This is a genomic window from Polaromonas sp. OV174, from assembly GCF_900112285.1.
GTDB lineage: Bacteria > Pseudomonadota > Gammaproteobacteria > Burkholderiales > Burkholderiaceae_C > Polaromonas.
In genome coordinates this window covers 125,428-150,710 of sequence record NZ_FOKZ01000004.1, presented here as the reverse complement: position 1 = coordinate 150,710, position 25,283 = coordinate 125,428, and the positions used below count along the sequence as shown (strand labels likewise).

The 25,283-nt window shown below is 61.6% G+C and carries 22 protein-coding genes; 11 read left to right on the top strand and 11 right to left on the bottom strand.

From position 1 onward, the window contains the following. Positions 1 to 51 precede the first annotated feature (51 nt). On the bottom strand, positions 52 to 1,632 hold the full coding sequence (locus BM160_RS05415) for an ABC transporter substrate-binding protein (RefSeq protein ID WP_092001722.1): 1,581 nt from the start codon (positions 1,630 to 1,632) through the stop codon (positions 52 to 54). Positions 1,633 to 1,698: 66 nt separating this feature from the next. Continuing rightward, positions 1,699 to 2,439 carry an aspartate/glutamate racemase family protein gene (locus tag BM160_RS05410; protein WP_092001718.1) on the bottom strand — a complete coding sequence of 247 codons (741 nt, stop codon included), beginning with the start codon at positions 2,437 to 2,439 and terminating at the stop codon, positions 1,699 to 1,701. A 189-nt stretch (positions 2,440 to 2,628) separates the two neighbouring features. Here BM160_RS05410 and BM160_RS05405 point away from each other — a divergent pair, with 189 nt between their 5' ends. From BM160_RS05405 to BM160_RS05355, 11 genes are all read left to right on the top strand, one after another. Beyond that, on the top strand, positions 2,629 to 3,369 hold the full coding sequence (locus tag BM160_RS05405) for a GntR family transcriptional regulator (RefSeq protein WP_177218918.1): 741 nt from the start codon (positions 2,629 to 2,631) through the stop codon (positions 3,367 to 3,369). 8 nt (positions 3,370 to 3,377) lie between these two features. After that, positions 3,378 to 4,559, top strand: coding sequence for a YbfB/YjiJ family MFS transporter (locus BM160_RS05400; protein ID WP_092001710.1), 1,182 nt, complete (start codon positions 3,378 to 3,380; stop codon positions 4,557 to 4,559). 223 nt (positions 4,560 to 4,782) lie between these two features. Next, on the top strand, positions 4,783 to 5,751 hold the full coding sequence (locus tag BM160_RS05395; RefSeq protein WP_092001707.1) for a MurR/RpiR family transcriptional regulator: 969 nt from the start codon (positions 4,783 to 4,785) through the stop codon (positions 5,749 to 5,751). Next, positions 5,748 to 6,743: an isoaspartyl peptidase/L-asparaginase family protein gene (locus tag BM160_RS05390; protein ID WP_092001704.1), complete on the top strand. Its 996-nt coding sequence runs from the start codon at positions 5,748 to 5,750 to the stop codon at positions 6,741 to 6,743. The genes BM160_RS05395 and BM160_RS05390 overlap by 4 nt, the downstream gene beginning before the upstream one ends. Before the next feature lie 69 nt (positions 6,744 to 6,812). After that, entirely contained in the window at positions 6,813 to 8,711 is a 1,899-nt protein-coding gene (locus BM160_RS05385; protein ID WP_092001701.1) for a dipeptide ABC transporter ATP-binding protein, read from the top strand. 60 nt (positions 8,712 to 8,771) lie between these two features. Further along, positions 8,772 to 10,331, top strand: coding sequence for a glutathione ABC transporter substrate-binding protein GsiB (gsiB, locus tag BM160_RS05380; protein ID WP_092001698.1), 1,560 nt, complete (start codon positions 8,772 to 8,774; stop codon positions 10,329 to 10,331). 95 nt (positions 10,332 to 10,426) lie between these two features. Next, complete coding sequence (gene gsiC, locus BM160_RS05375; RefSeq protein ID WP_092002074.1) at positions 10,427 to 11,347, top strand: glutathione ABC transporter permease GsiC; 921 nt, start codon at positions 10,427 to 10,429, stop codon at positions 11,345 to 11,347. A 7-nt stretch (positions 11,348 to 11,354) separates the two neighbouring features. Next, positions 11,355 to 12,272, top strand: a complete 918-nt coding sequence (gene gsiD, locus BM160_RS05370; RefSeq protein WP_092001695.1) for a glutathione ABC transporter permease GsiD — start codon at positions 11,355 to 11,357, stop codon at positions 12,270 to 12,272. Positions 12,273 to 12,300: 28 nt separating this feature from the next. Beyond that, a complete protein-coding gene (locus BM160_RS05365) occupies positions 12,301 to 13,368 on the top strand; it encodes a DmpA family aminopeptidase (protein ID WP_092002072.1) in 1,068 nt (355 codons plus the stop codon). A gap of 32 nt (positions 13,369 to 13,400) precedes the next feature. Further along, the gene (locus tag BM160_RS05360; RefSeq protein ID WP_092001692.1) at positions 13,401 to 14,315 is read left to right on the top strand and encodes a M55 family metallopeptidase; all 915 of its coding nucleotides are present in this window, start codon (positions 13,401 to 13,403) and stop codon (positions 14,313 to 14,315) included. 280 nt (positions 14,316 to 14,595) lie between these two features. Next, entirely contained in the window at positions 14,596 to 15,126 is a 531-nt protein-coding gene (locus tag BM160_RS05355) for a flavin reductase family protein (RefSeq protein WP_092001689.1), read from the top strand. Between the two features lie 145 nt (positions 15,127 to 15,271). Here BM160_RS05355 and BM160_RS05350 read toward each other — a convergent pair whose 3' ends face one another. From BM160_RS05350 to gcvPB, 9 genes are all read right to left on the bottom strand, one after another. Continuing rightward, positions 15,272 to 15,607, bottom strand: a complete 336-nt coding sequence (locus BM160_RS05350; protein WP_143093183.1) for a hypothetical protein — start codon at positions 15,605 to 15,607, stop codon at positions 15,272 to 15,274. A 391-nt stretch (positions 15,608 to 15,998) separates the two neighbouring features. After that, the gene (locus BM160_RS05345; protein WP_092001683.1) at positions 15,999 to 16,361 is read right to left on the bottom strand and encodes a RidA family protein; all 363 of its coding nucleotides are present in this window, start codon (positions 16,359 to 16,361) and stop codon (positions 15,999 to 16,001) included. Between the two features lie 21 nt (positions 16,362 to 16,382). Next, complete coding sequence (locus BM160_RS05340) at positions 16,383 to 18,023, bottom strand: ABC transporter ATP-binding protein (protein ID WP_255368654.1); 1,641 nt, start codon at positions 18,021 to 18,023, stop codon at positions 16,383 to 16,385. Then, positions 18,020 to 18,862 (bottom strand): ABC transporter permease, encoded by an 843-nt coding sequence (locus BM160_RS05335; RefSeq protein ID WP_092001680.1) that lies wholly within the window; start codon positions 18,860 to 18,862, stop codon positions 18,020 to 18,022. Before BM160_RS05335 ends, BM160_RS05340 begins: the two co-directional genes overlap by 4 nt. Next, on the bottom strand, positions 18,859 to 19,815 hold the full coding sequence (locus BM160_RS05330; RefSeq protein WP_092001677.1) for an ABC transporter permease: 957 nt from the start codon (positions 19,813 to 19,815) through the stop codon (positions 18,859 to 18,861). Before BM160_RS05330 ends, BM160_RS05335 begins: the two co-directional genes overlap by 4 nt. Positions 19,816 to 19,887: 72 nt before the next feature. Continuing rightward, positions 19,888 to 20,913: a histone deacetylase family protein gene (locus tag BM160_RS05325; protein WP_092001674.1), complete on the bottom strand. Its 1,026-nt coding sequence runs from the start codon at positions 20,911 to 20,913 to the stop codon at positions 19,888 to 19,890. A 37-nt stretch (positions 20,914 to 20,950) separates the two neighbouring features. Beyond that, positions 20,951 to 22,498 carry an ABC transporter substrate-binding protein gene (locus tag BM160_RS05320; RefSeq protein WP_369821750.1) on the bottom strand — a complete coding sequence of 516 codons (1,548 nt, stop codon included), beginning with the start codon at positions 22,496 to 22,498 and terminating at the stop codon, positions 20,951 to 20,953. 71 nt (positions 22,499 to 22,569) lie between these two features. Continuing rightward, entirely contained in the window at positions 22,570 to 23,682 is a 1,113-nt protein-coding gene (locus BM160_RS05315) for an ATP-NAD kinase family protein (RefSeq protein WP_177218917.1), read from the bottom strand. Beyond that, positions 23,679 to 25,277: an aminomethyl-transferring glycine dehydrogenase subunit GcvPB gene (gcvPB, locus tag BM160_RS05310; protein WP_092001668.1), complete on the bottom strand. Its 1,599-nt coding sequence runs from the start codon at positions 25,275 to 25,277 to the stop codon at positions 23,679 to 23,681. The genes BM160_RS05315 and gcvPB overlap by 4 nt, the downstream gene beginning before the upstream one ends. Between the last annotated feature and the right edge of the window lie 6 nt (positions 25,278 to 25,283).

Here is a 25,283-nt window from a genome sequence, read left to right as displayed (position 1 = left end):
TCGACCAGCGATGTTGGCGCACGCGCGGTTAGGGGAATTTCCGTTGATTGATCAGGGTGCGGTGACCAGCCACAAGCGCAGCTGGTTGTCGGGCGACTGCTTCAGATCGACGCCCTTGCGCGCCGCCCAGGTGATGGGTTGCTGGTGCAGCGGGATATAGGCCACGTCGTTGCGCTCTATGCCCTCGGCCTCGGCCATCAGGGCGTTGCGCTTGCTCGTGTCGAGTTCCGAGGCGATCTTGGGCAGCAAGGCGTCGAAAGCCGGATTCGAGTAACGGCCGGCGTTCAGGCCGCCGGCGTTGCCGGTACGCGTGGCAGCCACGTCTTGCAGCAGGGCATAGGAGTCGCCCATGGGCAGACCGGCATGGCCGACCAGGTAGAAGGACACGTCCATGGTGTTCAGGCGTACGCTCCACTTGGCGACGGGTTCAAACTGTGGCGTGATCTTGACGCCCACGCGGCCCAGCATGGAGATGATGGCCAGGCAGATCTGCTCGTCATAGACGTAGCGGTTGTTCGGGCACTGCATGCCGACGGTGAAACCATTCGGGTAGCCGGCCTCGGCCAGCAGCTTCTTGGAGGCGTCGACGCTGAACGGCAGGATGCGCGTGTTGTTCTTGGGCGCGCCATTAAGCTGGGGCGCGAGCACCATGCCGGCCGGCCAGGAGACGCCGCGCATCACCGAGCGCTTGATGGCGTCCACATCGATGGCTTGATAGACCGCCTTGCGCACCCGGATGTCCTTGAACGGGTTCTTGCCCTTCACGTCGGAGTAAAGCAGTTCATCGCGGAACTGGTCCATGCCCAGGAAGATGGTGCGCAGCTCGGGGCCCTGCACCACGGTGAAGGCGCCCGAGCTGTTGATGCGCTGCACATCCTGCAGCGGCACGTTGATGGTGGCGTCTAGCGCGCCCGACAGCAGCGAGGAGGTGCGCGTGGCGTCCGACTGGATAGGCGTGAACACCACATCGGTGAGGTTGTGCTTGGGCTTGTCCCACCAGTGAGGGTTGGCCACCAGCACGGTCTTCACATCCACATCGCGTGATTTCAGCATGAAGGGACCGGTACCATTGGTGTTGCGGTTGGCGTAGTTTTCCTTCTTCTGCTGCAGGTCGCTGGCTTCCTTGGCGTTGTTGGCCTCGCTCCAGGACTTGCTCATGATGACGAGGTTCAGCAGCTCGTTGGGAAGCAGCGGGAAAGGCGCCTTGGTTTCGATATCGACGGTGAGGGGGTCGACCTTGCGTACCTCTTTGACATTGCCCAGGTTGAGCTTGGAGATGGAGCCCGGCGTCTGCACGCGCTGCCAGCTAAAGACCACGTCGTCGGCCGTCATGGTCTCGCCGTTGTGGAACTTCACGTTGCTGCGCAACTTGAAGCGCCACACGGTGGGCGACACGGCGGTCCACGATTCGGCCAGCGCCGGCTCGATCTGGACCTTTTCGTTGAAGCGCACCAGGCCTTCGTAGATGTTGTTCATGAACGAGTTCGTGAACGAATGGTTGGTGGAGTACGGGTCCATGGACAAGGCGTCGGCCGAGGCGGTCCAGGTGAAGGTCTTGGCCTGTACGCCGGCAGAGCCCAGCGTCAGGGACAAGGCCAGCGCCGCGCTGAGTGCTACTAATTGCTTCTTCATCGTAAATCCTTCATGAGTTGAAAGTTGTGAGCGGGGAGGCTTGAGAGAAACAGTGACGTGCAAAGTTCATGCCGCCAGCGCAAACTGGGCCATCACGCCGATATAGGGCTTGGCGCCAGGCCGGGCGTAGTCGCCCTGTTTGCTGGTGCGCAGGTTGAGGCCGACCAGCGCTTCGGCCAGCTTGACGGCCGCCGTGACGCCATCAATCACCGGAACACCCAGTTCCTCTGTCAGCTCGGTGCACAGGTCGGCCATGCCGGCGCAGCCCAGCACGATGGCGCCGACGCCGTCTTCGGCCAGGGCCAGCCGGCATTCCTTGCCGATTTTTTGCCGCAGTAGCTCACTGGTGTTCGCTTCCAGCTCCAGCACGGCGATGCCGGTTGCACGCACCCTGGCGCAGCGACCCGTCATTCCATAGTCTTGCAACAGGCGGCGCGCGGTCGGCACGGTGCTTGCCAGCGTGGTCACCACACTGAAGGAGGCAGACACCAGACAGGCCAGTTGCATGGCCGCCTCGGCGATGCCTATGACCGGCGCGCTGGCGATCTCGCGCGCGGCGCGCAGCCCCGGGTCGCCAAAGCAGGCGATCACATGGGCATCAACGCCAGCCGCTTCGCCGGCCTGGATTTGCGCCAGCAGGCCAGGCAAGGCCAGCGCCTCGTCCACGGCACTTTCAATCGATGCCGGGCCGGTGGCCGACTGCACCGCCAGGATTTGCGTGCCCGCGCTGGCAACTTGGCGCGCGGCCATGGCCATCTTGGCGGTCATGGCGATTGTCGTATTGGGATTGATCAATTGTATTTTCATGGCTTATGGATTGTCACAATCCTGAATTACCTAACTACAGAGGGAAAACCATGAGAATGCGCTGAATTTTGGAAACTTTACGAGATCAATTGCAACATCGTGTTTTAGTATTGTGACAATTTCCTAATGGATAGTGGCAGCCAGGAAAATCTTGTGGCACCATACAGTTCCCGAAAAAAGACAAGCACCATGGCCAGCCCCCGCACACACAAATCCGCAAATCTCGAACGTGAAACCAGCTCGGACGCCTCCCAGGCCGAGCTGGCCGAGGAAAACCGGGTCCGTCATGCCATCGTCGAGGCGGTGCTGTCGCACCGTCTGCCGCCGGGCACGCGGCTGGTGGAAACCCGCTTGTGCGAGGCCTTCGGCGTCAACCGTTCGCTGTTGCGCCGGGTCTTTGTGCGCCTGGCCGGCGACAAGGTGATCGAGCTGCAGCACAACAAGGGCGCGATCATTGCCCAGCCCGGCCCGGAAGAGATGCGCCAGGTGTTCGAAGCCAGGCGGCTGATAGAAAACGGCATCATTCGCGAGCTCGGCAAGAAAGCCACACCGGCGTCGCTGGCCGCCGTGCGCGAGCTGATCACGCAGGAGCATGCCGCCTACAAGGCCGGCGAATGGTCCAAGTGGGTGCGCCTGTCGGGCGAATACCACCTGCAGTTGGCCAGGCTGCTGGGCAATACCGAGCTAGAAGACATCTTGCGCAGCCTGATCGCCCGCACCACCCTGATGATTGCGCTGTACGACTCGCTGGGCAGCAATGTCTGCTCGTTTGACGAGCACAACGACATTCTCAAGGCGCTGGAAAACGGCGACGGCGAGCAGGCCTGCGCCCTGATGGGCGCGCACCTGCATGGCGCCGAGGTCAAGCTGCAGCGCGACAACAGCGCGCCCGAGATTGATCTGGTCGCGCTGTTCACCCAGCCGCTCTGAGCCGCTCCATGTCCCCTCCCGTTATTTCGCGCCGGCAAGGCCTGGGCGCGGCGCTGGGCTTGGCGCTCTCGCCGCTGGTGGCGCTGGGCTTTACGCGCTTCGCCTATGCCTTGCTGCTGCCGCCCATGCAGACCGAATTCGCCTGGAGCTTCATGAAGGCCGGCGCGCTCAATACCAGCAACGCCATCGGTTACCTGGCGGGCGCGCTGCTGGCGGCCTGGCTGGGCAAGCGCTTCGGCCAGCTCCAGGCCTTCACCTGGGCCATGATCGCCAGCGCCCTGGCCCTGATGGCCACCGCCTGGCCGTCCAGCTTTGCGCTGCTGCTGACGGTGCGCGCCGCCGGCGGCTTGGCCACCGCCGTGGCTTTTGTACTGGGCTCTTCACTGGCGGCCAGCGCCATGCCGGGCCGCACGGCGACCGCCATGTCGATTTATTTTGCCGGCTCGGGGCTGGGCGTGGTGCTGGCCGGCACCTTCATACCGTTGGCCCAGGCCGAAGGCGGCGCCCTTGACTGGCGGCTGTCCTGGCTGCTGATGGGCGCCGTTTCCCTGGTGGCGTCGGCGCTGGCCTGGCTGGCGGCGCGCCACTCCATACGACAGACCCCGGCACGTCCGGCCGGCCCGGCCATGCCGGTCTGGGGCGCGCTAGGCCCCAGCTTGCTGGCCAATCTGTTTTACGGCGCGGGCTATGTGGGCTACATGACCTTCATGATTGCGCTGCTGAAACAGCAGGGCTTTGGCGCCACGCTGACCATGGTATTTTTTGCCCTGATAGGCGGTGCCTCCTTGCTGGCCAGCCTCTGCTGGGGCCGCGTGCTGGGCCGACTCAAAGGTGGCCGCGGCTTTGCGCTGGTCTGCAGCCTGGTGGCCCTGGGCACGGTGCCGGCGCTGATCTGGCCGACAGCGGGGACGGTCATTGCTTCGGCGCTGATTTTTGGCGCCAGCTTCATGGCCGGGCCTGCCGCCGTCAGCGTGGTGGCGCAAAGAGTGCTGCCGGCCGCATCGCTGACCTGGGGCCTGGCCCTGCTCACCGCCACCTTTTCCATAGGGCAGTCCATGGGCCCCCTGCTGGGCGGCTGGATTTCAGATATCACGGGCTCCCTGAGCGCCGGCCTGTGGCTGGGCCCGCTGCTGCTGCTGCTGGGAGCCGCCCTATCCTGGCAGCAAGGCCCGGCCGCACCAAAACCCTGAGCGCCGGCCCCGGCCTCCAAAAGCTATTGTTTTAATAGCTGTAAGCGCCCATTCCATAAGGGTTACAGGTCATTTTTACTTAAAAACAGCCCATCAAACTGCGCTGCGGCGCAGCCGCCCAGGCGCGTCTTTGAGGGTTGATGCTGATTCAAAATGATCAAAAGTTTCGTTATCATGAATTGTTTTGTAAATTTATATACATTTTTACTATCCCCAATTCACGATGGCAACATTTCCCGGCAATCCGTCTATGGCTCAGCGCATTGGCCGCGTGTTGCCAACGCTGACGCGTTCGCACCGGCTGATGGCCGACTATGTGCTGGCTCACCCCCTGCAAGCGGCCACCATGCCTATCGACGAGCTGGCCGCGACGCTGGGCGTCTCCATAGCCACCGCCAACCGTTTTGCCCGGGCGCTGGAATTTGACGGCTATCCGCAGTTCCGCGCGGCCCTGGTGCTGGGTTTTGAAACCACGCTGGCGCCGGTTGAAAAGCTGCGCAGCAAGCTGGAACAGCCGGCCACGGTAGCCGACGTGTTTGCCGAAGCGCTGGAAGAAAGCCAGCGCAACATCGAGCGCACACGGCAGGCGATAGACGCCCAGAGCTGCGAGCAGGCGGTGGACGCCATCCTGGCGGCGCGCCGCATCTACATCGTCGGCTTTGGCGCCAGCAGCTGGCTGGGTGGCCTGCTGCAGCGCAACCTGGACCTGTATTGCCACCACGTCCAGTTGCTGGCCAGCATGGAGGGCTCCTCTCAAGGCGCGCGCACGCTGGCCCGCCTGCAGCCGACGGATTTGCTGATCTCCATCGCCTTCCCGCGCTATATTTCCGACACCATTTTGCTGACGCGCCGCGCTCGCGCGGCCGGCGTGCCGGTACTGGCACTGACCGACCGCGTGACCTCGCCGGTGGCGCCGCTGGCCAAGGTCGCGCTCTACGCCCACACCGACAGCCAGTACTTTTCCAACTCCGAAACCACGGTGCTGGCGCTGATAGAAGCCTTGTGCAGCGCGGTCGCGCACCGCGCCAAGGATTCGCTCAAGGCGGCCACGCAACTGGCCGAGTCGGTGCTGCCCTGGCTGCATGGCGACCACCCCGACCGGCTGCGCGCCACCATCCATGACGACACGCCCATGCCACGCAAGGCGCGCCAACCTCAAGCCCCTGAAAAACTGTCAAAGGCCTCCAAGTGACCTCTTCCAAGCCCCTTCCCCTCATTGCCATCCACGGTGGCGCCGGCACCCTGACCCGCCAGGCCATCAATCCCGCCCAGGAGGCGGCCTACCACGCGGCCCTGCAAGACATCCTGCTGGCCGGCCAGCAACTGCTGGCCGACGGCGGCAGCGCGCTCGATGCCGTCAGCCTGGCCGTTGACATGCTGGAAGACTGCCCGCTCTTCAATGCCGGCCATGGCGCGGTCTTCACCCATGAGGAAACCCATGAGCTGGATGCCGCCGTGATGGACGGTGCCACCCTGCGCGCCGGCGCGGTCGCCTGCATCAGCCAGGTGCGCCGCCCCGTGCGCGCCGCCCGCGCCGTGATGGAGCAAAGCGAACATGTGCTGCTGGTCGGCCCCGGCGCCGAAGCCTTTGCCAAAAGCGTGGGACTGGAAATGGTCTCGCCCGACTACTTTTCCACCGAGAACCGCCGCGCGCAACTGCACCGCGCCCTGGCCGCCGACAAGACCCTGCTGGACCACGACGGTGCGGCCCTGGCGTCTGACGCAGCGCCAGCGCCCGCCACCGAAACAGCGCCGCTGGACGAAAGCCGCAAGTTTGGCACCGTCGGCGCCGTGGCGCTTGATGCGCAGGGCAATCTGGCTGCGGCCACCTCCACCGGCGGCATGACCAACAAGCGGGTTGGCCGCGTCGGCGACTCGCCCATCATCGGCGCCGGCACCTATGCCGACAACCGCACCGCTGCCGTTTCCTGCACCGGCACCGGCGAGATGTTCATACGCGCGGCCACCGCCTACGACCTGTGCGCGCGCATGGCCTACGGCGGCCAGTCGCTGGACGCCGCCGCGCAGCAAGTCGTGATGGACGTGCTGCCCACCATAGACGGCAAGGGCGGCCTGATCGCCGTCGATGCCCAGGGCAACGTCAGCCTGCCCTTCAACACCGAAGGCATGTACCGCGGCTGGGCCCGCGTGGGCGAAACGCCGCAGACCGCGATCTTTCGCTGATCGCTGGCGTGCCGTTCGCGGCACGCTACTTGCAATCCATACCTCTTTCTAGACACAAAGCGCACCGTAATGCAATCCACCGTGGCCGAAGCCTCCCCATCCAGCATCCTGTCCCTGCCCGAAAACCGGGTGGTGAGCGTCAACGACCTGTCGGTGCGTTTCAAAACCTCGGAGCGCACGGTCGACGCGGTGCGCAAGCTCTCCTTTCATGTGGACCGCAGCGAGGTGCTGGCCATCGTCGGCGAATCGGGCTCCGGCAAATCCGTCACCTCGCTGGCGCTGATGCGCCTGATAGAGCATGGCGGCGGCCGCATCATCAACGGCAGCATGGCGTTTCGGCGCCGCAACGGCGAGGTGCTGGACCTGGTGCAGGCGCGCGAGTCGGCGATGCGCGGTATTCGCGGCGCCGACATCGCGATGATTTTCCAGGAGCCCATGACCTCGCTCAATCCGGTGTTCACCGCCGGTGACCAGATTGCCGAGTCCATCCAGGTGCACCAGGGCAAGAGCGCCAGCGCGGCCCGCGCCGAGGCCTTGCGCATGCTGGAACTGGTGCGCATTCCCGAAGCCCGCAACGTGCTGGACCGCTACCCGCACCAGCTGTCTGGCGGCATGCGCCAGCGCGTGATGATCGCCATGGCGCTGTCGTGCAAGCCTTCGCTGCTGATTGCCGACGAGCCGACCACCGCGCTGGACGTGACCATACAGGCGCAAATCCTGCAGCTGATCCGGTCGCTGCAGGAAGAGATGCACATGGGCGTGGTCTTCATCACCCACGACATGGGCGTGGTCGCCGAAGTGGCCGATCGCGTGCTGGTCATGTACCGCGGCGACAAGGTCGAAGAAGGCAGCGCCGAGAACGTCTTTGCCCGCCCGCAACACAGCTACACCCGCGCCCTGCTGTCGGCCGTGCCGCGCCTGGGCGCGATGGAAGGCTCAGACCTGCCACTCAAGTTCGAGCTGCTGCGCAGCGAAGAGGCGGGTGCCGCCCCGCGTGAGGCGGCCCAGCCGCAAGACACCGTTCAGCCCGGCAGCGCACCCATACTGCGCGTGAAAGACCTGGTGACACGCTTTGACATCCGCAGCGGCCTGCTGAGCCGGGTCAAGCGCCGCGTGCACGCGGTGGAAAAAATCAGCTTCGACCTGCGGCCCGGCGAGACGCTGGCACTGGTCGGCGAATCGGGTTGCGGCAAGTCCACCACCGGCCGCTCGCTGCTGCGCCTGGTCGAAAGCCAGAGCGGCGTCATCGAGTTTGGCGGGCAGAACATTCGCGACCTGCCGACCAGCACGCTGCAAGGCCTGCGCCGCAACATCCAGTTCATCTTCCAGGACCCCTTCGCCTCGCTGGACCCGCGCGTCACCGTCGGTTTTTCCATCATGGAGCCGCTGCTGGTCCACAAGATTGCCAGCGGCAAGGAAGCCCAGGCGCGGGTCGACTGGCTGCTTGAAAAAGTCGGCCTGCCGGCCGAGGCGGCCCAGCGCTATCCGCATGAGTTCTCGGGCGGCCAGCGCCAGCGCATCGCGATTGCGCGCGCGCTCGCGCTCAACCCCAAGGTGGTGATTGCCGATGAATCGGTGTCGGCGCTGGACGTATCCATCCAGGCGCAAATCGTCAATCTGATGATGGACTTGCAGCGCGAGCTGGGCGTCGCCTTTTTGTTCATCTCGCACGACATGGCGGTGGTCGAACGCATCAGCCACCGCGTAGCCGTGATGTACCTAGGCCAGATCGTCGAGATCGGCCCGCGCCGCGCCATTTTCGAGAACCCGCAGCACCCCTATACCCGCATGCTGATGGCAGCCGTTCCGGTGGCCGATCCGAGCCGGCGCCACCTCAAGCGCGAACTCTTGTCGGGCGAGATTCCCAGCCCGATACGCGCTGCCGGCGACGAGCCCGTGGTGCCGCCGCTGGTGCAGGTCGGCCCCGACCATTTTGTGGCGCAGCACCGCATTGCCGGCGCGTATTGATTCGCGTATTGATCCCCTTTCCCCGCACTCATTTCCCTCTAACTGAACCAGGAGTTTTCCATGACAGAACGTATGAAACCGCTTCGCTCCAAGACCTTGGCCAGCGGCCTGCTGGCGCTGATGGCGCTGGCCTCGGCAGGCTCGGCCCTTGCCGCCAAAGACGCGGTACTCGCCATCAGCGGCCAGCCCGAAACGCTGGACCCCTACAACACCAACACCACGCTGACCACCGCGGTCACCAAGTCCTTCTACCAGGGCTTGTTCGAGTTCGACAAAGACTTGAAGATCAAAAACGTGCTGGCTGAAAGCTTCACCGTCTCCAAGGATGGCCTGGTCTACACCTTCAAACTCCGCCCTCATGTGAAATTCCACGACGGCACCGACTTCAACGCTGAAGCCGTGAAGGTCACGCTGGACCGCGTCACCAATCCCGAGAACAAGCTCGCTCGCGGCAACCAGTTCAACCGCATCGAAAAAGTCGAAGTCGAGTCCCCGCTGAGCGTGCGCATCACGCTGAAAGAGCCCTTCGCGCCTTTCATCAACTCCCTGGCCCACGCATCGGCCGCGATGATCTCGCCGACGGCGTTGAAGAAGTACGGCAACAAGGACATCGCGTTCAACCCCGTGGGCACCGGCCCCTTCACCTTTGTCGAGTGGAAGCAAACCGACTTCGTGAAGGGCAAGAAGTTTGAGGGCTACTGGAAAAAAGGCTACCCCAAGGTGGACACCATCACCTGGAAGCCGGTACCGGAAAACGGCACCCGCGCCGCCATGCTGCAAACCGGTGAAGCTGACTTCGCCTTCCCGCTGCCCAACGAGCAGGCCGATGCCCTCAAGAGCAACAGCAAGCTCAACGTGACTTCTGGCCCGTCCATCGTGGCGCGTTACATCAGCTTCAACATGCTGCAAAAGCCGTTTGATGATGTGCGCGTTCGCCAGGCCATCAACTACGCCATCAACAAGCAGGCTTTGAGCAAGGTCGCCTTCGGCGGCTACGCCGTCCCCGCTGAAGGCATCGTGCCGCAGGGCGTGAAATACGCCCACAAGATGGCACCCTGGCCGTATGACCCGAAGAAGGCGCGCGAGCTGCTCAAGCAAGCCGGCTACCCGAACGGCTTTGAGTCCGTGCTGTGGGGGGCTTACACCACCACCTCCACGCAGAAAACCCTGCAGTTTGTGCAGCAGCAATTGGCCCAGGTCGGCATCAAGATCACCGTGCTGGCCCTCGAACCCGGCCAGCGCACCGACTGGGTGCAGGCCGCGCCCGACCCAAAAACCGCCAAGGTGCGCATGTACTACGCGGGCTGGTCAGCCTCAACCGGCGAAGCCGACTGGGCACTGCGCCCCTTGCTGGCCACGGAAGCCTGGCCGCCAAAGCTGAACAACACGGCTTATTACAGCAATGCCAAGGTGGATGCCGACATCGCCAAAGCCCTGAAATCAGTGAACGAAGCTGAAAAGACGGCCCTCTACCGCGATGCGCAAGAACAGATCATGAAAGACGTCCCATGGGCGCTGCTGGTGAACGAGAAAAGCGTGTACGCCACCAGCAAACGTCTGAGCGGCGTGTATGCGATGCCTGATGCCAGCATCTACTCCGAGGACATCGAGATCAAATAAGCCTCCTGACGCGGACTGCTGGCCGGTCCACGTTTTTTTGCATGCGTCAGCCCCGGCTGACGCATGCTTTTTGATTGTTTCGATACCTTTTTGCCATGCTGAACTATTTACTTAAACGGCTATTGGGCCTGACACCCACACTGCTGATCGTTGCGGTGCTGGTGTTTTTATTCGTGCACATGCTGCCGGGTGACCCGGCGCGCCTAGCCGCAGGACAAGACGCTGACCAGCAAACGGTGGAGCTGGTGCGTCAGGAGCTGGGCCTGGACAAGCCCTTGCCCGAACAGTTCGTCACCTATTTCAAACACGTTGCCCAAGGCGACTTTGGCACCTCGCTGCGCACACGCCGGCCGGTGTCCACCGAGATTGCCGAGCGTTTCATGCCCACCTTGATGCTGACGCTGACCAGCATGATCTGGGCGGTGATCTTTGGCATGGCCATTGGTATCACCTCGGCGGTGTTTCGCCATCAATGGCCCGACCGGCTTGGCATGACGATTGCCGTGTCGGGTATTTCCTTTCCCGCCTTTGCCCTGGGCATGCTGCTGATGCAGGTGTTCTCGGTGCAGCTGGGCTGGCTGCCCACGGTGGGCGCCGACAGCTGGAAGCACTACATCTTGCCGTCGATCACGCTGGGCGCCGCCGTGGCCGCCGTGATGGCGCGCTTCACCCGCGCCTCCTTTATCGAGGTGATCCAGGAAGACTTCGTGCGCACCGCGCGCGCCAAAGGCCTGAAAGAGCGCACGGTGATTTTCAAGCACTGCCTGCGCAACGCCCTGATCCCGGTGGTCACCATGATGGGCCTGCAGTTCGGCTTTCTGCTGGGCGGCTCCATCGTGGTGGAGGCCGTCTTCAACTGGCCCGGCCTGGGCCGTTTGCTGGTCGATTCCGTGACCATGCGCGACTACCCGGTCATCCAGGCCCTGGTGTTGCTGTTTTCCCTGGAGTTTGTTTTGATCAACCTGATAGTCGATGTGCTGTATGGCTTTATCAACCCCACCATTCGCTACAAGTGAGCCAGCCATGACACAGTCCTCTTCAACCACTCTCAGCGCTGCGGCGCCCGCCACGGCCGTGGCCCAAAGCGCAGCCGTGCGCACGCCCTGGACAGAGTTCTGGCGCAAGTTCAAAAAGCAGCGCGTGGCCGTCGTGGCCCTGGTGTTTGTGCTGCTGCTGGTGCTGGTGGCCATTTTTGCCCCCTACATTTCCCCTTATGACGCGGAAAATTTCTTCGACTACGACAAGCTCAATGACGGCCCCTCGTGGCAGCACTGGCTGGGCGTGGATCCTATGGGCCGCGACATCTTCAGCCGCATCCTGGTGGGCTCGCGGATCTCGCTGGCCGCCGGCTTCCTGTCGGTTGCGGTGGGCGGCGCCTTAGGCACCGTGCTCGGCCTGCTGGCCGGCTATTACGAAGGCTGGTGGGACCGCATCGTGATGCGCATCTCCGACGTGCTGTTCGCCTTTCCCGGCATCTTGCTGGCGCTGGGCGTGGTCGCCATTCTGGGAAGCAGCATGATCAACGTGGTCATCGCCGTGGCCGTGTTCAGCGTGCCGGCGTTTGCGCGGCTGGTGCGCGGCAACACCCTGGTGCTCAAGCAGATGACTTATGTCGAGGCGGTGCGCAGCATAGGCGCGTCCGACTGGACCATCATCATGCGTCACATCCTGCCGGGCACCATCTCCTCCATCGTGGTCTATTTCACCATGCGCCTGGGCACCTCCATCATCACGGCGGCCAGCCTGTCCTTTCTGGGCATGGGCGCACAGCCGCCCACGCCCGAATGGGGTGCCATGCTCAACGAGGCGCGCGCCGACATGGTCAACGCACCGCATGTGGCGCTGTTCCCCAGCCTGGCCATTTTCTTCACCGTGCTGGCCTTCAATCTACTGGGCGATGGCCTGCGCGATGCGCTGGACCCCAAGATTGACCGCCTGTAAGTAAGAAGTAGAAGAAGACCGTCTCATGATGCCTCGCCATTTGCTGCCCCAGGTGGGCAGCCTTCAGCCCGGAGCCCGCAACGCCATCACCGATGTCGCCGGTGTCACGGTTGGCCACCAGACGCTGGATGCCAAGGAGGTGCAGACCGGCGTGACGGTGGTGCGCCCCCACGCCGGCGATCTGTTTCGCGACCGCGTGCCGGCCGCTGCCGTGGTGCTCAACGGTTTCGGCAAGAGTGTCGGCCTGGTCCAGGTCGAGGAACTGGGCGTGCTGGAAACGCCGATTGCGCTGACCAATACCTTTTCGGTCGCCAGCGTGGCTACGGCGCAGATCCGCCAGTGCATCGCCGCCAATCCCGAAACCGGGCGGGCGCTGAGCACGGTGAATCCGCTGGTGTTCGAGTGCAACGACGGCTATCTCAACGATATCCAGCGCATGGCCATCACCGAGCAGCACTATCTGCAGGCTTGCGCCCAGGCCGGTAGGGAGGTCGAGGAAGGCTCGGTGGGCGCGGGCCGCGGCATGTCCAGCTTTGGCCTCAAGGGCGGCGTGGGCACGGCCTCGCGCCGGGTGCCGGCAGCTGGCGGCGGCGAGTACACCGTCGGTGCGCTGGTGCTGGCCAACTTCGGCAAACTGCCGCAACTGATTCTGGCCGGCCACGCCCTGGGCGAGCGGCTGGCCCCGCTGCTGGCCAGCGCGCCCGAGCCGCAGCCGACCGTGGCAGAAGAGCCCGAAAAAGGCTCCATCATTTTGCTGATCGCCACCGATGCGCCGCTCGATGCGCGCCAGCTGCGCCGCCTGGCGCTGCGCGCCGGCGCCGGCCTGGCCCGCACCGGCTCGGTGTTCGGCCATGGCAGCGGCGACATTGCGCTGGCGTTTTCCACCGCCTACACCGTGCCCCAGCAAGCCGACCAGCCCATGCCGGCCCTGGCCATGCTGCACGACGGACTGATCGACGGGCTGTTCCAGGCCGTCGTCGACAGCACCGAGCAGGCCATTCTTCACGCGCTCTGGTGCGCCAGCGCCGTGACCGGCCGCAACGGCCACAAGCGCCAGGCGCTGGCCGAGCTGCTGCCCGGTGGCCTGGCGCCCTGATTCATCCTTTATCCACTGTTTTGGCGGCCCCCATGAAAGTCCTGATTTCCACCGACATCGAAGGCGTCGCCGGCGTTTTCCATCCCGAACAGGTGCGCGCCGGCAACCCCGAGTACGAACGCGCGCGCCGGCTGATGGCCAACGAGGCCAATGCCGCGATTGCCGGCGCCTTCGACGCCGGCGCCAGCGAAGTGCTGGTCAACGACTCGCACGGCGGCTTTCGCAACATGCCGCCGGATCTGCTGGACCCGCGGGCCCAGGCCATCATGGGCAAGCCGCGCTACCTGAGCATGATGTCCGGCGTCGATGAGGGCGTGAGTGCCGTCTGCATGATCGGCTACCACTCGCGGGCACAAGGCCGCGGCATTCTGGCCCACACCATCAATGGCTTTGCCTTCACCCGCGTCTTCCTGAACGAACGCGAGCTGGGCGAGGCCGGCATCTATGGCGCGCTGGCCGGCGAATACGGCGTGCCGGTGGTGATGGCCAGCGGCGACGATGTCTTCATCGAAGAGCACCGGCCGCTGTTCCCGCATGCCACCTTTGTGCAGACCAAGCGCGCCACCGGCCAGAACAGCGGCATCAGCCTGTCGCCCACGCAGGCCTGCGAGGCCATACGCGCCGGCGCTGCGGCAGGCGTGGCGGCTGCGCTGCTTCAGCACAACACAGCCCCCACGCTTGTCGCTTCGCGTACTGCGCTGCCCCCCGAGGGGGCTGGGCTTGCTTGGGGCGGCCCGGCGCAGCGCCCTACGCCCCTCCCTTTTGTGTTGTCAGGCACTATCGCCGTGCGCATACAAACCCAGAGTCCGGCGCTGGCCGACCTGTTCTGCCAGTGGCCTGCTTTGACGCGGCTGGATGGCAACATGATCAGCTTCGAGGCCCCCACGGTGGAAGCCGCCGTGCGCATGATCAACTGCCTGTCGGCCATGTCGACCATGCTGCGCTAAGCGCCATCTCCCTTCGCAGCCCTGACAAGCATGATCGCCCCGCATGCGCTGGGCGAGCGTAGCGCGTTCCAGATCCGATAATTTTTAAGAAAAACGCGCCCCAGCCCAATCAGCATATGCGCAGACAGCTATTAAAACAGTAGCAAAAGAACAACGACGGAATCGAGCCATACCCCGTGGGTGAATCCGGCTCTGGATGGCGCCACTCGGGCAGTGGGCCTTCTAGCGCAAAATGGGGGTCGCGCGCCCGCGGCGGGTGCGCTCCAAACGCTGCAGTTGAATGACCCCTTCCCTATTGAGCCCCTCCCCTCTTCGCCAAGCCAGCAGCCCGAGCTTTTCCCAGCGGGAATTCCGGGCCTCGCTGGCGATGTTTGCCACCGGGGTCACCATAGTCACCGCGCGCACGCCCGAAGGCACGCTGATAGGCCTGACCGCCAACTCCTTCAATTCGGTGTCGCTCAATCCTCCGCTGGTGCTCTGGAGCCTGGCGCAGGCTGCCGCTTCCATGGCGGCGCTGAGCACCGGCTCGCACTACGCCATCAACATCCTGGCGGCCGACCAGAAGGACTTGGCCGAACGCTTTGCCAGCAAACGCGAAGACCGCTGGAAAGACGTGCTGTTCACCGAAGGCGCCAGCGGCTCACCGCTGCTGAGCGGCGCTGCCGCCAGTTTTGAATGCTTTAACCGCAGCCGCTATGAAGAGGGTGACCATGTCATTTTTGTCGGCGAGGTAGAGCGCTGCAGCCATCGCGCCGGCGCCGCGCCGCTGCTGTTTCACGGTGGCAAGTTCTATACCGAACACCCTCTGTAAACCAACGCATGCTGCGGGGTGCGACATTAAGCAACCGATTGCAGTCACTGCAACGCTTAACTTAATTTCACAACTGCTATCTTTACCTTAAACTCACCGACCTCTGATGAGGCCGGTTTTGAAGTTAACTGTTAACGCCGGTTCACTATTGCGTGGTCAACTCGGCATCGGCGGCAACACGCGAAGCGGCAAGCGTGGTGACAGCCGTGCGCAGCGCCGGGCCGCCCCAGGCAGGCTCCGTCCCCTCGGGGGACCACGAAGCACGCGAAGCGCCAAGCAGGGAGGCGGGATTTTCCGACGGGTCGTCCCCGGGGAAATGAGCCCCCTCATGGGGTGAAGTGGGCAGCGAACCGCCGTAGGCACGCGAAGCGACAAGCGTGGGGGCGACATCTGCCGCTGTACCGACCTGCCGTGCAAGTTCGCGGCAAGCCTGCGCCGCGGCCAGCAATTCTCCAAAAGAGGTGGACCGCGACCAGCTCACCCCGACAAGCCGCGTTCCACCGCGCTGACGTAAGTCCGACTGGAAATGTCGACGAAATCCTCTTGCGTGACGCCGAGAGCCTTCCTGGCTTCTTGTAGAGCACGGGCCAAGTTATGGCGGGGATGGTCTTTCTTCTGCATCCCTGCGATTACCCGAAAGCGGGTGAAGTCCACGCATTGGGAAAATCTCTTCTGCCGCCAAGACTCCTGGCGTCTTTTTTCCTTTGTACGTTTAGCCTTTCAAAGTTAATCAGAGATATCTGCCCGAAGCATAAATGACGCCTAAGTGGGTTGTACCAAGCCTCAAAATAGAAGAGGACAAGAGTGATTACTATTGAGCTTTTAGACAAGATAAGACGCAGTCAGGTACGTGACAACTTGCCCGAGGAAGACTAAAGTGCGTAGCTTGGTCTTACTGCGGTGGCAACAATCTCCACCTTCCAGCCAGGATTGGCCAGTTCAAGTTTGAAGCAGTCGCGAGCGGGAGGGCTCCTTTTATCAACCCACTGGTCCCAAGCGGAATTTAGGCCCGCATAGTGGCGAAAATCACTGAGATAAATCGTCGTCGTCAACAGGCGTGACTTGTCGGTTCCGGCGCGCGCCAGCATCACGTCGAGTTTGCGAAGCACTTCATTGGTTTGCTGCTCGATCGTGGCGTCCAGCGTGTCCGGCACTTGGCCGGAAACAAACACCAACTGTCCAGTGGCGACCATGTCGCACATTCTTTCGTTGGCATCAAAGCGTTCAATCTTCATAGTGCTTTCCTTTCGTTCTTTTCATTCAGGTTTTTGCGCCTGCAGTGGCGGGCCATGTCTGAAACTTCTACCGGGAATGGCGTCAATGAGTTCGCGGGTATAGGCCTGCACAGGCGCGCCGCAAATGTCAGCTGCGGGTCCTTGCTCGACAATGGCGCCCGCACGCATTACAACGATACGATCGCATAAACCAGACGCAACACGCAGGTCATGGGTGATGAATAGCATAGCCAGCCCAAGCTCCTGCCGGATTTCGCGCAGCAACGCCAGTACCTGCGCCTGAACCGATACATCCAGGGCCGACACCGACTCATCGGCAATCAGCAGCCTGGGTTGCATTGCCAGCGCTCGCGCAATGCTGATGCGCTGTCGCTGGCCACCTGAAAACTGATGCGGAAACCGGCTGAGGGAACCAGGAGCGAGGCCAACAATGCGAATCAGTTCAGCGGCGCGGGCGTGGGCGACGTCCCGCGCGACCCCGGTATTGATGGGTCCGGCGGCAATGATGTTGCCCACACGGTGCCTCGGATTGAGCGAGGCATAAGGGTCCTGAAACACCATCTGGATCTGCTGGCGCGTAACGCCGAGCTGGCGCCTGCTCAAGCCCACGGTAGACCTTCCGTCGAACATGATGGATCCACTGTCTGGCTGCAGCAGGCCTACCACTACTTTGCCCAACGTGGACTTGCCTGAACCGGACTCACCCACGACACCGACAGTCTCGCCAGCATCCACATAAAGGCTGACGCGGTCCAGGGCAGTGGTCATGCGACCGCCGCGCCCGGCATACTTTTTGCACAGATCGCTGACCTGAAGCAACGGTGCGCGCTGCACGGGCTCACTGTCGGTGTCGGGCCGATCCTTCAGTTCTGGCACTGCGGCAATCAGTTTGCGCGTGTAGGGATGCGCCGGAGAACGCAGCACATCACCCACGGGACCAGACTCTACACAGCAACCCTGCTGCATCACCAGCACCCGATCAGCAATGTCAGCCACGACACCAAAATCGTGGGTAATGAACAGAACGCCGATTCCACGCCGGATTTGCAATTCTCGGATGAGCGTCAGGATTTGCGCTTGGGTTGTCACATCCAGCGCCGTTGTAGGCTCGTCGGCAATCAACAGCTTTGGCTCCAACGCCAGTGCCATCGCAATCATCACGCGTTGACGCTGCCCCCCAGACAGCTGAAAGGGATAAGCAGACACCACGCGGGCTGGGTCAGGCAGTTGCACGTCCGTCAGCAACTCAATGGACTTGTCCCGGCGCGCGACTGCGCCCATCGACATGTGGGCGCCAAAGACCTCTCCAAGCTGCTGACCAATCGTCATTAGCGGATTTAGCGCCGTCATCGGCTCCTGAAAAATCATGCCCACAGCCGCGCCGCGCAACTTGCGCAGTGCCGCTTCAGGCAAGGCGCTGATCTCGGTATCGCCCAAAAACACTTGGCCCGAGCAATGGCGCACCCCATGCGCCGGCAAAAGACCAATCAGGGAGTGCGCAATCATCGACTTGCCGGATCCCGACTCCCCCACCACGCACACCGTCTCCCCCGGGTAAATCTCAAACGACACGTTATTGACAACCAGGCGCTGCGGCGTCTGGCCCGTGATTTCTACGGATAGAGACTCGAGCCGGGCCACAGGCATGCCGCGCGCGTTCATGGTGCTTCCTCCACGGATTGCAGATGGGGGTTGAGAGCATCATTGAGTGCCTCTCCAATCAGATTGATCGCCAGAACGGTCAGTACAATTGCCAGGCCGGGAAACACACTCATCCACCACGCCATGCGCATCACGGTACGTGACGACCCGATGATGTAGCCCCAGCTCATCAGGTTGGGATCGCCTAGTCCGAGGAAGCTCAATGCCGACTCAAGGAGGATGGCGGTGGCCACCATCATGGAGCCTGCCACGACGATGGGCGACAAGGTATTGGGCAGGATCTCCTTGAAGATAATGGCAATATCTGATCGTCCCGTGAGCCAGGCCGCCTGTACATACTCACGTGAGCGCATACTCATAAATTCCGCGCGAACAAGCCTAGCAATCGGTGGCCACGAGACCACCGCGATAGCGCCAACGATGGCCTCGATCCTCGGATTAAAAATAGCCACCAGCACCACCGCCAACACGAAGCTGGGGATAGTCTGAAAAAACTCGATGAAGCCGACCAGCAAGTGGTCAACCCAGCCGCCTACATAGCCTGCGACCGCTCCAAGCGTAATGCCGACGGCCAGCGCGGCCACAGTGGAAACAACACCGATAAGGAGCGAGACATAAGCGCCGTGCGCAATGCCTGCTGCTACGTCGCGCCCTAGCATGTCGCTGCCCAGCAGCATGCCCTCGGTCAACGGCGGCTCAAATGGAGCCCCCACGGTGTCCCATGGGCTGACGGGAAACAGCCAATGCGCGGTCAACGCCAGCGCGATGACCGCCAGCAGAATTGCCAAGCCCAGCAAGCCGCCCTTGGTCTGGGCATAACGGGTAAAAACTCCTTTCATGACAGCTCAATCCTCGGGTCAACATAGGCATAAATGAAATCGGTTAGCAGATTGACGCCGACCACAATGACGGAGATCACAAAGAAGACCCCCAGTAGAACCCCGTAATCGCGCTGACTGACAGCTTCAAACGCGAGCCGGCCGACCCCTGGCCAGGCAAAAATGGTCTCCACCACGATAGACCCACCGACCAGACCACCCGCGTGAATCCCGGCGTAGGTGATGATGGGCAAGAGCGCGTTGCGGAGCATGTGGCTGACGAGCACCTGCCGCTCCGGCAGGCCCTTGGCACGCGCGGTCTTGACAAAATCGAGCCGACTTACCTCCAGCATTGAGGCGCGTGCAAGGCGCGCATAGATGGCCACATAAAAAAGAGACAGTGTGGCGACAGGCAAGATAGCGTGGCGGGCAACGTCAAGCACTGACTGCAAACCCGTCATGTCGGCACCAATGGAAGAGTAGCCATATGCGGGCAGCCAATTTAGCCCGACAGAAAAGATCAGCACCAGAAGCAGTCCCGACCAAAAAATGGGGGTTGCATAAAACAGCAGTGCAGCAGCAGAAATCGCAGTATCGGTCCAACTACCGACCCGCCGCGCCGACAGCACTCCGAGCAGTACCCCCAAGGACACAGACAACACAAAGGCAATTCCCGTCAGCAGCAACGTGGCCGGCAACCGCTCCAAGATCAGCGTTAGCACGGGCTGTTGCTGACGATGCGAGTAGCCCAGGTCGAGGTGCACAAGGTGATTGGCATACACCCCCAATTGGGTCGAAAGTGGCTGATCAAGGCCAAACTCCTTCCGCAGTTGCGCCAGGTAAATTTCATCGGACGCGCCAGACTGCCCCGCCATTACTTGGGCCGGATCGCCAGGCGCCATGCGCACAAGAAAAAAATTGACAACGGCGATTAAAGCGATGACCATTACCGCCTTGCCGCATCGGATCGCCATTGAGCGTATTTTCACTAAAAATTCTCCTGCCTGGATTTACCGCCAAGCTATTCAAGACAATAGATACTGGGATTAACAGTGCCCCGAGAGGACGCGCAAGAAGTCGCGCGCAAGACTTCCAAGTTCTTCGTGCAGATAGCCGCCTTCCTGCACGGCAACACAGGGCAAACCAAGTTCGGAGATAGCCTGCGCCATCGCCATGAAGCCCGCTGTGGATACACGGTGTGCCCCATGCGGGTCCTTTTCATGGGCATCGAATCCCAGCGATAGCACCAAGGCTTGAGGAGCATAGCTGCGTACGGCCGCCAAAGCGCTGGCCAGGGCACGCATTACCTCCGCATCTCCACTGCCCACCGGAAAAGGCAGATTAAGGTTGAAACCCAACCCCTCACCTTCGCCACATTCGGCGGGCGTTCCGGAGAAGAACGGATAGAACCCGTCGGGGTCTCCATGGATGGACGCGAAGAACACATCAGAACGGTCGTAAAAGATGTCCTGTGTGCCATTCCCGTGATGCACGTCCACATCAAGAATGGCCACCCTTTCGAATTGACTACGAAGCAGCTGGGCAGCGACGGCTGCATTGTTGAGATAACAAAAGCCACCGACCTGGGAGCGCGTGGCATGGTGGCCTGGCGGCCGACACAAGGCATAGGCCGAGGCAGCCCCCCCCATTACTGCTAGCGCCGCATCGGCCGCGCAGCCAGCTGCAGCCAAAGCAGCCTGCCATGTGCCTGCGGCAATTGGGCAAGCCGCGTCCTGGGTGTAGAAGCCGGCCTGCCCGATAACGCTTTCTGGCCGGTGCCGAAATCGCCCTCCCGGATGCGTGTTGGCCACAATTTCAGCCCCGGCGTTAGGCAGCCGCGCCCACGCCTGATAACCCGTTTCGAGGAATCGAACCAATCCTGCATCGTGCACCGCCAGTACGGCGTCAAGGCCCTGGTAGGTTGGGGCGACTAGCTCAAACCCTGCGCCACCCAATGCATGGACGATGGCGTGGGCGCGAGCTGCGGTTTCTGGATTGGGAACAAGCTGACCCGCTTTCAGGAACATACGCGGCTGATGCAGCGCATGGACATCGCTGTGAAAAACTTTCATGGTGCGTTCCGTAAGAATTTTAGAGAGTAAAGGCCGCTCACTTGGCGAGATAAACCGAATCGAAGCTCTCGTTTACGCCGATAGCCGTGGTCACGAGGTTGCGAACGCGCTTGTTGTAAATCGTGGGGAATTTGATCTCGATCAACCAACCCAGCGGAACGTCTTCCACCAGAAGCTTTTGAACATCAGCGTAGTAGCGTTTGCGGTCTTCGTCCTTCACAGCCGATGCGGCCTTGATAAACAGCTCATCAACACGCTCGTTGCTGTAGCCAGAGGTGTTGGTGTAGGGAATGCCCTTTTTTATGTTGGATGACAGATACGTACGCGACACGCCTAAAGCAGGGTCGCCGTATTGGGTCAAATAGCTCACCAGCATCTCAAAATCCCAGTTCGCCAACCGCTGGGTCCAGCCTGCGGCATCGGTCGATTCGATCACCACGCGCAGTCCTACTTTACTCAGGGATTGCCGCACGTATTCGCTCAGGCGGTTCCAGGTCTCGCCGTAAGGGAGGCCGACCAGCTTGATGGTGGCACGCACGCCATCCTTGCCTTTTACCAACCCCATGTCATCCAGCAGCGCTTCTGCCTTCTTCAGGTCAAGCGGGTAGGGTTTCACATCGGCGCCGTAAAAGCGGGTTGCGCTTGACACTGGGCCTGTAGCCACTTTGGCGTGACCGAACCAGATTTTGTCGCGAATGAAAGTGCGATCCAGCGCATACATCACAGCCTGCCGAAAACGCTTGTCGTCCATGGGCTTGGAGCGGGTGTTGAACTCAATCCACGCCAACGGAGAGAGAAACTCGTAGCCCTTGTTCGTGACCTCGAACTGAGGCAAGGACTTAAAGCGATTAACGTCGAACAGCTCGATATCGCTGAAGCTGGAAACATCCACTTTTCCGCTTTCAAGCGCCACCGCCCGCGAGGCCGAATCGGGAATGACCTGAAAATAGATGTCATCAAGATAGGGCAGACCGGATTTCCAGTAGTTGTCGTTGCGAGTCAGATGGATGTAAGCGCCTTTCTTCCACTCCTTCAACTTGAACGGCCCGGTTCCAATAGGGGTCTGGTTAGCGGGGTTGGTTTTGAAGTCGGTACCTTCGTAAATATGACGCGGCACCATGGGCGCGCTGGATACTTCGAAAGACCCCAGGAAAGGCGCAAACGGCTCTTTCAGTTTGAATACAACAGTAGAGGCGTCAGGCGCAGTGACCGATGCCAAATGGCTGAAATTGTTACGCGCGCGGGAATGCACTTCAGGCAGGAACTTGGACGTCGTGAAAACCACGTCCGAAGCCGTAAAAGGCTTGCCGTCATGCCACTTGACGCCTTCCTGAAGCTTGAACGTGTAGGTGAGGCCGTCTTCCGAAGACGTCCAGGATTTGGCTAGGCCAGGCTGAGGATTGAGGTTGCTGTCATAGGTCAGAAGGCCCTGGTAGATTTTCCCGCCGATCATCTGCACACCGCTCAACTGGTTGAGCCCCAGCATCAGTGTAGGAGGCTCGGGGTTGACAATCATGTTGAGCGTGCCGCCTCGCTGCTGCGCAAACGCGGGAACCGCGCTTGCCGCGACCAAGGCCATGCACATCACACCTCGACCCAGAAAATTTATCATTCGCTTCACTACTTGTCTCCTGTTATTTCTAGTTTCCTGAACACCTAAAAAGCTTCACAACGGTAGAAAGCCTTGCTGCGGTAGCCGTTGATGACTTCGACATACCCGGTCATTTCAGCGGCAGCTGCCGCATCGCCCATGTCAGCAATAAATGGGCGACCTGCGAGCGAAATTAACTTCGACGGAGTCGCCAAGACCGACACGCCCTTGCGTCCAACCCGACGAACCATCTCCGCGCTGAATTGCTGGTTACCACGGCCAAAGATATGCCCCTGCCCGCCAATACAAGTCACTAGAATGCGTGACGGCCTTTCCGCCGTAAGTTCGAGCAATGCTGCAGCCGTAGCGTCATGCAACACCAGCTTGCCGGCGATGTAGGCGTCAACGCTCAACATGGATGCCTGCCCCTTGAGGGCCTGCTTGACAGCCCAGGTCGTCGAACCCGGACCTATCAAGTACATCTTATCCGGCTCCATCGCCTCCACAACGCTGGCTGCCATGGCCTGCGCCTGCACCGCATCGCCCGCCCCTGAACGAACCTTTTTTCCCTGGAGTAGCCTGGGATCCTCGGGAGACGCGACATAGCCAAACAGGCTGGGCTCAATGCGGCCGCAACGTAAATCGCTTTCGTCAAGATCCATCACTTCGCACTGACGGACGCGGCGCGCATGGGAGCGTAAAAATCGCACTGCCAACGTGCCAGCAGCAGCGGGTGTGGTGGCAAAAACACCGGAATACATCTTCACCCCCGCAGGAATTCCCAGCACAGGGAAGGCATCGCCGACAGACTCAGCAACGTCGCGAGCCGTACCGTCACCGCCTGCGAACAAGAGCAAATCCACCTGCATGAGCATCAAGCGGCGAGCCAGCGCGGCGGTGTCTTCGGCCGATCCCATTGCCGGTTTGCGATACACGACTTCACAGCACAAGCCCGCGGCGCTGGCGGCGTCTGCCCCCAGCGAACCGGAGCCCGTGATGACGGTCAACTTCGCGCCAAGTTCCCTTAGCGCGCTCAACGCTTGAGTTGCACGGGTGACCGTCTGAGGCACCACGCCCAGCGCCAGCGCCTGTTCAGCCACGCCGTCACTGCCCCGCAACGCCGCAGGTCCGCCAATGCCCGCGAGGGCATTGACAATCAGACCAACACGCAGGCTCATGCGCCCTGCTTCGTCTCTTGGTCGAGAAGCTTGCGCTGGTAGCCGCGCCACGTCATGGCCCATCGTTTGGGATCATCGAGGACGGAACCATCAATAGCATGCACCGGGCAGTTGTGCGGCGCCGATCGCACGATCTCGGGATCGGTGTAGGCCTCATGGGCGATGTGCCGCATGACATCCACGAACTCGTCCAAATCCGCCTGCGAAAACGACTCGGTGGGCTCGACCGTGGCGGGCTCAGGCACCACGAACGGATGATGGCTGGTCCAGTAGTGCACGCCAAAGTCAGCAGCCCGAATGCCAATTTGATCAGAGCGAATGCCCGTGTCGGCGTGAAGCTTTTCCCAGCTGTAACGAACTTGTTCAATACGTCGCTTGCCTGGCGCATAGGGTGCGCTGAGTCCCCGGATTTTCAACAATTCATGCATCATGTAGTTGTTGTTGAGAACAGCGATTTCAGACACTTCCCGCAAACCCTTGGCGCCCAGGTTCATCGCCCAGGCATAGGCGCGCAACACAATGCTGGCAGCTCCCATGAACGCGGACAGTTTGCCGATTGAATCGGGCCCCGCATCTTCGACGCTGTAGCGACCTTCCCGGAGCATTATTTTGGGAGACGGTAAAAAGCGTTCCAGCTCCTGCGTGACGCACATGGCACCCACAGCAGGGCCCCCACAGGAATGAGGCGTCGCGAATGTCTTGTGCAAATTGAATTGACACATGTCGAACCCTGCTTCTCGTGCGCGGGTAATTCCCAGCAGGCCGTTGGCATTGGCCTGATCGTAGATATTTAAGCCCCCCGCAGCGCGAACCAGGTCTGTAAACTGGCGGATTTTCTTGTTGAAGATTCCGGTGTCTTCCGGATTGGTGATGATGAGGGCCGCGGTGCGAGGAGACAGGGCCGCGCGCAAAGCCTCCAGATCAGGAAAGCCGTCGGCGTCCGGATATAAGGTAATGACCTTGTAGCCCAGCAAGCGGGCACAGGCTGCATCTGACGGATGGGAAAAAATCGTCGTTATCACTTCGTCGCGAACGCCGTAGGTGTCGGCATCTTCCTGATAGGCTCGCAACACTGCGAAATTTCCATAAATCGCTTGCGAGCCGCTGCGCGCCTGCAGTGACACCGCATCCATGCCGGATACTTCCATCAGGAGCGCATGAACCTGGTGGAACATGTGCAGCAGGCCTTGCACCGTATCCACATCCTGCAGCGGATGCAGCTCGGACATCCGGGTATCCCGCGCAAGTTGCTCGTTGACTTTTGGGCTGTATTTTATGGTGCAGGTGCCTTGCCCTACATCAACGTTCAGGTCTGCTCCCAGCGTTTGCTGTGATAAGCGCAGGTAGTGACGCAAAACGCGGTTTTGCGATATCTCCGGCAGGCGCGGTGCCTCGATACGCAGCATTCCTGCGGGCAGACCCGACAACGCCTGGCTGGTCGCAGCGGCGACTTCTGGCTCCAGTTCGGGAACCAGCACGCCGCGCTCGCCGCGCTGTGACAGCTCGAAAATGACCGGCTCGTCCCAGCGCGCCTGGTGATAGCGGCGCAGGTTGGCGCGACCATTCGTGAATCGGGACAAGGATATGTTGTGCATGGCTTG

Coding starts and splice junctions, on each gene's coding strand:
- BM160_RS05415 (WP_092001722.1), bottom strand. CDS start 1,632: ATGAAGAAGCAATTAGTAGCACTCAGCGCGGCGCTGGCCTTGTCCCTG.
- BM160_RS05410 (WP_092001718.1), bottom strand. CDS start 2,439: ATGAAAATACAATTGATCAATCCCAATACGACAATCGCCATGACCGCC.
- BM160_RS05405 (WP_177218918.1), top strand. CDS start 2,629: ATGGCCAGCCCCCGCACACACAAATCCGCAAATCTCGAACGTGAAACC.
- BM160_RS05400 (WP_092001710.1), top strand. CDS start 3,378: ATGTCCCCTCCCGTTATTTCGCGCCGGCAAGGCCTGGGCGCGGCGCTG.
- BM160_RS05395 (WP_092001707.1), top strand. CDS start 4,783: ATGGCAACATTTCCCGGCAATCCGTCTATGGCTCAGCGCATTGGCCGC.
- BM160_RS05385 (WP_092001701.1), top strand. CDS start 6,813: ATGCAATCCACCGTGGCCGAAGCCTCCCCATCCAGCATCCTGTCCCTG.
- gsiB (WP_092001698.1), top strand. CDS start 8,772: ATGACAGAACGTATGAAACCGCTTCGCTCCAAGACCTTGGCCAGCGGC.
- gsiC (WP_092002074.1), top strand. CDS start 10,427: ATGCTGAACTATTTACTTAAACGGCTATTGGGCCTGACACCCACACTG.
- gsiD (WP_092001695.1), top strand. CDS start 11,355: ATGACACAGTCCTCTTCAACCACTCTCAGCGCTGCGGCGCCCGCCACG.
- BM160_RS05365 (WP_092002072.1), top strand. CDS start 12,301: ATGCCTCGCCATTTGCTGCCCCAGGTGGGCAGCCTTCAGCCCGGAGCC.
- BM160_RS05360 (WP_092001692.1), top strand. CDS start 13,401: ATGAAAGTCCTGATTTCCACCGACATCGAAGGCGTCGCCGGCGTTTTC.
- BM160_RS05355 (WP_092001689.1), top strand. CDS start 14,596: ATGACCCCTTCCCTATTGAGCCCCTCCCCTCTTCGCCAAGCCAGCAGC.
- BM160_RS05345 (WP_092001683.1), bottom strand. CDS start 16,361: ATGAAGATTGAACGCTTTGATGCCAACGAAAGAATGTGCGACATGGTC.
- BM160_RS05340 (WP_255368654.1), bottom strand. CDS start 18,023: ATGAACGCGCGCGGCATGCCTGTGGCCCGGCTCGAGTCTCTATCCGTA.
- BM160_RS05335 (WP_092001680.1), bottom strand. CDS start 18,862: ATGAAAGGAGTTTTTACCCGTTATGCCCAGACCAAGGGCGGCTTGCTG.
- BM160_RS05330 (WP_092001677.1), bottom strand. CDS start 19,815: ATGGCGATCCGATGCGGCAAGGCGGTAATGGTCATCGCTTTAATCGCC.
- BM160_RS05325 (WP_092001674.1), bottom strand. CDS start 20,913: ATGAAAGTTTTTCACAGCGATGTCCATGCGCTGCATCAGCCGCGTATG.
- BM160_RS05320 (WP_369821750.1), bottom strand. CDS start 22,498: ATGTGCATGGCCTTGGTCGCGGCAAGCGCGGTTCCCGCGTTTGCGCAG.
- BM160_RS05315 (WP_177218917.1), bottom strand. CDS start 23,682: ATGAGCCTGCGTGTTGGTCTGATTGTCAATGCCCTCGCGGGCATTGGC.
- gcvPB (WP_092001668.1), bottom strand. CDS start 25,277: ATGCACAACATATCCTTGTCCCGATTCACGAATGGTCGCGCCAACCTG.